This is a genomic window from Mesobacillus sp. (assembly GCF_047739415.1).
Lineage (GTDB): Bacteria > Bacillota > Bacilli > Bacillales > Cytobacillaceae > Mesobacillus.
In genome coordinates, this window is sequence record NZ_JBIQOE010000214.1 from 1 (window position 1) to 6,879 (window position 6,879).

Here is a 6,879-nt window from a genome sequence, read left to right on the forward strand (position 1 = left end):
TTCTATTCCTAAGAATGAATGTCCTCTATTTCCTCACATAATTTCAAAAACAGGCGAAATAATTCCCCCTTACACAATCAAGAATAATACAGGACAATTCCTTATATTTTTTGAATTGTGCTCAATACTGGGTATATAAAACTTAATATCCTTAGCTATTTATTAGCTGAGAGGAACTCGACTTTCCATTAACTGCTTTTATCCTGATGAACCCAGCATTGGTGTTTAATGGACATTTAGAGGTCAGAAGTGGATGTAGACCAGAGAGCGGAGACGTTAATTGGTCAGGAGGGTGGCAAAATGTCTAAATAACTGAACTTAATAGACATTTCGGAGCTTGTGCGCATTCAAAATTTCCAGGAAACTGTTTTTATTAGACATTTCGAAGCTTGTACGCATTCAAAATGTCCAGGAACTGTTTTTATTAGACATTTCGGAGCTTATGCGCATTCAAAATGTCCAGGAAACTGCTTTTATTAGACATTTGGAGCTTGCGCGCATTCAAAATGTCCAGGAAACTGTTTTTATTAGACATTTCGGAGCTTGCACGCATTCAAAATGTCCAGGAAACTGTTTTTATTAGACATTTCGGAACTTGCACGCATTCAAAATGTCCAGGAAACTGTTTTTATTAGACATCTTCAAGCATCAGCACAGTGCAATAAGTAAGTCACAATGACATTTCGGAAGTTCTATAGGTCAAAAATGCTTTTTTCACATAAATAAGGCCAACCCCAAAGGTTGGCCTTGTAATTTATTCGAATAGTTTAGCTACTGCGGTTCTTTCCTGCTCAGTCAATGGCACCATTGGCAATCGTACGGATCCGACATCAAGTCCTTTTAGCTGCAATGCCGTTTTGACAGGTGCCGGGCTTGGAGCCGCGAACAGTCCTTGCATGATTGGCAGCAGGCGCTGGTGCAATTTAGCTGCGTCCGCATTCCTTCCGCTGAAGAATGCATCGACCATTGCTTGCATTTCATTTCCAATTACATGTGAAGCTACAGATACAATTCCAGTACCGCCGATTGCAAGCACTGGCAGAGTCAATCCGTCATCGCCACTGTAAAGAAGGAAATCGTCTGGTGTATTTGCGATGATTTTCGTCATGGCATTAAGGTCGCCACTCGCTTCCTTCGCAGCTACAATATTCGGGATTTCAGCAAGCCTGATGATTGTTTCTGGGAGGATGTTGACAACTGACCTGCCTGGAATATTATAAACCATTACTGGAAGAGAAGTAGCTTCAGCAGCTGCCTTGTAATGCTGGTAAAGACCTTCCTGGTTTGGCTTATTGTAGTATGGCGCTACGATCATAATCGCGTCCACACCTATCTCTTCTGCTTTTTTAGTCAGTTCGATGGTAGCATAAGTGTTGTTGCTACCTGTTCCTGCAATGACAGGAACCCTCTTGTCAACAACCTTCACGACGTGCTGGAATAATGCGATTTTCTCTTCTTTAGATAGAGTCGGGGATTCACCTGTTGTCCCTGCAACAACAAGCGAATCTGTCCCGTTATCAATCAAATGGTTTACTAGCTGTGTCGTTTTATTGAAATCAATGTGCCCTTTGTGGTCAAATGGGGTCACCATTGCTGTGGATACTCTTCCGAATTGAACCATTCCTGTTCACTCCTCTTCTGAAAGGCTTCCGGCTTCGGAGGCTAGAAGCAAAATCTTTTTAAATATCTTGACGCTCGAAATCTGCTGTTTCCTCTTCGAGCTGAAAGGCATCATGCAATGCATTTACTGCCTTCCCTAAATCCTCTTGTTTGACCAATACCCAAATCGTTGTATGGCTGTCAGCGGACTGAAGGATGCGGATGCCTTTTTCAGATAAAGCTGTAACAATTTTTGAGGTTACACCCGGGACTCCCGCCATTCCTGCTCCGACAACTGAGACCTTCGCGCAATGTCTCTCAATTTGCGGAGTGTGTCCTAATCCTTCTAATACCTTTACAGCCCGGTCCGTCATTTCGTCTAAGACGGTGTATACCACTCCATTTGGAGAAATATTGATAAAATCCACGCTGATGTTTTCATTGGCCATCGCTTTGAAAACCTCAGATTGGAGGTTGTATTGATCTTTTTTAGCAAAAACCTTTATTTGGCTTACATTTGAAACATGCGCAATTCCTGTTACAGGTCGTTCCTTAATGTCAGTTCCTTTGTTTTCACGATTAAGGGTAGTAACCAGTGTGCCAAGACCTTCCGAATAAGTGGACCTGATCCTGATCGGAACTTTTGCCTGCATGGCGATCTCGACAGCACGAGGGTGGATTACCTTCGCCCCCTGGTATGCCATATTGCAGACTTCGGTATACGTTACAACAGAAAGTGGCCGAGCGTTTTCTGCGATCCTTGGATCAGCTGTCATGATTCCCTCGACATCGGTAAAAATGTCAATCCACTCCGCGTTTAACGCTGCACCAAGTGCTGCAGCCGATGTGTCACTGCCGCCCCTGCCGATTGTTGTCACGTCGCCATTTTTTGCAGCACCCTGGAATCCTGCGACGACGACAACGTCGACCTGATCCAGTTCTCTCAGCAACCGGTCGCACTTCATATCCAGAATTCTTGCGTTCGTATGCTCGCTATTTGTCCTGAAACCCGCCTGGGCACCTGTAAGCGCAGTTGCATTAATACCATTTTCAAGCAGCATATTGGTAAAAACGACACTGGAAATCGTTTCTCCGCACGATAGCAGCAGATCATGCTCCCGCTTGCTGATCTTGCTGTCACTTCCTCCCAGCAGGCTGAGGAGAGTGTCAGTAGCGTACGGATCTCCCTTCCTGCCCATCGCAGAAACGACTACCACCGCTTTGTACCCATCCGCGATCGCCTTCTTAATATGACTCATCGCTTGGATGCGGCTTTGTTCGTCTCGGACAGATGTACCGCCAAATTTTTGAACGATTATTTTCATCGTAACACCTCAGAAATTCTGTCATTATATCAATTATGTGTTTACTTTACTATTCCAAGCTTTACAAGACTTTCAGCAATCTGGACAGAGTTCCATGCAGCACCTTTTAACAGGTTGTCAGAAACGACCCACATATGGAAGCCTTTCTCATTGTCTAGATCCTTCCTGATTCTGCCGACGAAAACGTCATTTTTGCCAACGCAGAATGCAGGCATTGGATACAGCTGCTGTTCAGGATCGTCCTGCAGGACAACTCCTGGTGCATCAGACAAAAGTTCTTTAACATCAGCTGCGGAAACACCGTCCTGGCCAATTTCAATATACACCGATTCTGAATGACCTGTGCCTACCGGCAGACGTACGCATGTTGCCGCAACCTGCAGTCCAGGCATGTGCATGATTTTCTTAGTTTCATTGATCATTTTCATTTCTTCATACGTAAAACCGTTATCTACGAATGTATCGATCTGTGGAATGGCGTTGAATGCAATCTGGTAGTGCTTATCCGCTGACTTGACCGGAAGGATCTTTGGTTCGTATTCTTCTCCGTTCAGGATTGCCTGAGTCTGCTCCTCCAGCTCCTCGACAGCAGCAGCACCGGCACCAGATACCGCCTGGTAGGTGGATACGATAATCTTTTCCAGGCCGAACTTTTTCCGTAATGGCTCCAATGCTACGACCATCTGAATCGTGGAGCAGTTCGGGTTAGCGATGATTCCGTTGTGTGTGTGAAGATCCTCTTCATTTACCTCAGGCACGACTAGTGGCGTGTTCTCATCCATGCGGAATGCACTTGTATTATCCACCACGATCGCTCCGCGTTTGACTGCTTCTGGTGCCAGTTCCTTGGAAACACTTCCACCGGCGCTGAACAGCGCGATATCCACACCTTCAAAGCTTTCTGGCTTGGCTTCCTGAACTGTCAACTCTTTGCCTTTATATTGAACCTTTGTACCAGCTGATCTAGATGATGACAGCAATAATAGCTCAGACACAGGGAAGTCCCTGCTTTCAAGCGTCTGGATCATCTGCTGTCCTACTGCTCCTGTTGCTCCAACTACTGCTACACGGTAACCTTTTCTCTCTGACATTGCTGTTTCCCCTTCCACTACCATTATCGTTTTAATACCCCGCAAGTTAGCTGAGGTTGTTTGAATCATAAGTATAAAACGGCGGTTTATAAGAAATAACCGCCTAGTATATTATCCTATATTTTATCATAATCAATCATTAAGAAAAGAAACATTTTGCTTCACTGCCGGAGAAAAGCATTTAAAAATTAAAATAATGTGTAATCGCGCTGTTTTTTTATAAAGACATTCTCGCATTAACCGTTGCATTCAGCTTACAACTTCAATTCCTGTCTCTTAAAAAGCTTCCGGGCTCTTTTCATAGTTGCCGTTTGTTTGTGTCCTGCTAGCAATTAAGCTTGCGAAAAGAGCCTGGTATTATTTCTAATTATCCTTGTAACGCTCGACTAATACTGGCTGTAACTGTTTTCCATTCATTGCTTCAACGATTGTTTCGGAAAGCATCTCCATTCTTGCAACCATTGAGTTTGGCTTTTTCACAGGATCATCCTGGCCAAAAGGAATCATGTAAATATTCTTGGTTGCCATCAGCCTCATAAGATTTACGCCGTTAAGCCCTAAAGCATCGTTAGTGGAAATACCAAGGACAACCGGCTTCTGGTTCCTTAATGTTGCTTTCGCAGCCATCAAAACTGGCGAATCTGTCATAGCGTTTGCAAACTTGCTCATGGAGTTACCTGTCAGCGGCGCTATGACCATGCAATCAAGGGGAATTTTTGGACCGAGAGGTTCTGCCTTTACAATCGAATCAATCACTTTATTGCCTGTTAGCTCTTCAATCCGCTGTACCCAATCTTCACCTTTTCCAAAACGTGTTTCTGTATTTTTAACAGTGAATGTGACAACAGGTAAAACTTCAGCGCCTGCATTCACTAACTTTTCAATTTCCGGAAAAACAGCGTCGTACGTACAATGTGAGCCTGTTAATCCAAAACCAATCTTCTTACCTTTTAAACTCATACTTCTTTCTCCTTTCGGTTTATAAAGTCTTCCATAAGCAGCTGAGAAAGAACATTCGCCAAAATTTGTCCCGCTGTTTTCGGGGCAACGATTCCTGGCAATCCAGGTGCAAGCAATGCTTTGATTCCGCGTTTTTCCGCATAGCGAAAATCCGTTCCACCTGGTTTGGATGCAAGGTCGATGATCAAAGTATGAGCAGGCATCCTCGAAATGACGGAGGCAGTAACGATTTGATGAGGAATCGTATTGATGCAAATATCGGAATCCGAGACTGCCTTGCCTATATCGGATAAAAGGAACGGCTCTAATCCCATTTCCGTAATCCTTGCAATGTGTTCACTTTTCCGGGCTCCTACCTTCACCTTTGCTCCAAGGGCATGGAAGGTTCTCGCGACACTCATCCCAACCCTTCCAAGTCCGAGAACAGCTACCTTTGAACCATGGATGGTGAAATCCGTATGTTGGATTGCCATCATGATCGTTCCTTCGACCGTCGGGATCGAGTTATATATTGCAACATCATCACGAGCGAATAACTGTACGAGTTTCCTGTTTGCCTGATTTGTAATCCCCGTTAAATAAGAATTACTGATGCCTGAATAAACTGTGCAATGTTGAGGAGTCTTTTCAAGCATTTCTTTTATAAGGACTACTTTTTCATTCGAGAAAATGGTCTCGACCTGGCCCTCCATACTCGTGCCAGGAACAGGCAGGATCAAAGCATCCTGTACGGAAAAATCAACTTCATCTATCTTTTCTTTTGAGGCACCTGTAAAAGCATGGTCCAACTGCTCGAAGCCTATTAAAGAAAGCTTTGCATCAAGCTCTGTCAGCTTGCGAATAATCTCCAGCTGTCTCGCATCACCGCCGATAACCGCGATTTGCATTCCTGTCAGCATGAGAACAATCACCTTCTTTTCCATTAATCCTGGAATATATATTTCATTCAATTTGAACTACTTCAACATCATATGTATCAGACTTGGAATAGGTGAGTTTTCCATAAAAGAAATGCGCCGGCCATTGGCCAGCGCTGAAAATTGAATAGATGCAAAGGATTATTCTGTTGATTTTAAATCAATAATACCTAAATTCAGATGCAAAAAAATAAAGCCGGCTTTGGGCCCGCTTTTACTCTTCATCATCTGGGATATCAATGATAATCATGTCTGAACCAATTTTTTTGATATGTTTCCATGGAACCCTTACTTCTCCGGATTGTTTGCGAAGGCCGAACCATTTTAAAGACGGAATGATCAAGGCCTCTATTTGGCCGGTCCTTTCATTGATCTCTAAATCTGTCTGTCCAAGTACGCCCAATCTTTCTGCCCTCTTTACATCGACGATTTCTTTACCGCCAAGTTCACTTAATTTCATGATGCCCTCCCCCTGTCACTTTGTCCTTATTCTATATGTATCAATCCGGGAAGTTTTTTAGAATACCTATCCATGAAAAAAGGGTAATTGTTGTCAAGAATCTGCTGTTATTTAGACAGCTTTTCAGGTGAAGTAGCCCAACCTGTCACAATTCCCTCGTTTTCTTGACAACTTTTCAGTATCAGGGACCTAACCTGTCACGATTCCTTCGTTTTCTTGACAGCTTTTCAGGTGCAGAGGCCTAACCAGTCACGATTCCCTCGTTTTCTTGACAGCTTTTCAGTATCCGATGCCCAGCCTGTCACGATTCCCTCGTTTTCTTGACAGCTTTTCAGTATTAGATATCCAACCTGTCACGATTTCTTCGTTTTCTTGACAGCTTTTCAGGTGCAGAGACCTAACCTGTCACAATTCCCTCGTTTTCTTGACAACTTTCCAGCATCAGAGGACAAACCTGTCACGATTCCTTCGTTTTCTTGACAGCTTTTCAATATCCGATGCCCAGCCTGTCACGATTCCTTCGTTTT

6 protein-coding genes are annotated in these 6,879 nt (G+C 43.7%); all 6 read right to left on the reverse strand.

What is annotated here, in order from left to right:
- Positions 1-754: 754 nt before the first annotated feature.
- Entirely contained in the window at positions 755-1,621 is an 867-nt protein-coding gene (gene dapA / locus ACH0QE_RS16985; protein WP_415801754.1) for a 4-hydroxy-tetrahydrodipicolinate synthase, read from the reverse strand.
- A 58-nt stretch (positions 1,622-1,679) separates the two neighbouring features.
- Positions 1,680-2,924, reverse strand: coding sequence for an aspartate kinase (gene dapG / locus ACH0QE_RS16990; protein WP_415801755.1), 1,245 nt, complete (start codon positions 2,922-2,924; stop codon positions 1,680-1,682).
- Between the two features lie 41 nt (positions 2,925-2,965).
- Entirely contained in the window at positions 2,966-4,015 is a 1,050-nt protein-coding gene (asd, locus tag ACH0QE_RS16995; RefSeq protein WP_415801756.1) for an aspartate-semialdehyde dehydrogenase, read from the reverse strand.
- 363 nt (positions 4,016-4,378) lie between these two features.
- Complete coding sequence (locus ACH0QE_RS17000) at positions 4,379-4,975, reverse strand: dipicolinate synthase subunit B (protein WP_102262234.1); 597 nt, start codon at positions 4,973-4,975, stop codon at positions 4,379-4,381.
- Entirely contained in the window at positions 4,972-5,874 is a 903-nt protein-coding gene (dpaA, locus tag ACH0QE_RS17005) for a dipicolinic acid synthetase subunit A (RefSeq protein WP_415801757.1), read from the reverse strand. The genes ACH0QE_RS17000 and dpaA overlap by 4 nt, the downstream gene beginning before the upstream one ends.
- A gap of 232 nt (positions 5,875-6,106) precedes the next feature.
- Positions 6,107-6,352: a YlmC/YmxH family sporulation protein gene (locus ACH0QE_RS17010; RefSeq protein ID WP_023614840.1), complete on the reverse strand. Its 246-nt coding sequence runs from the start codon at positions 6,350-6,352 to the stop codon at positions 6,107-6,109.
- Positions 6,353-6,879: the final 527 nt, after the last annotated feature.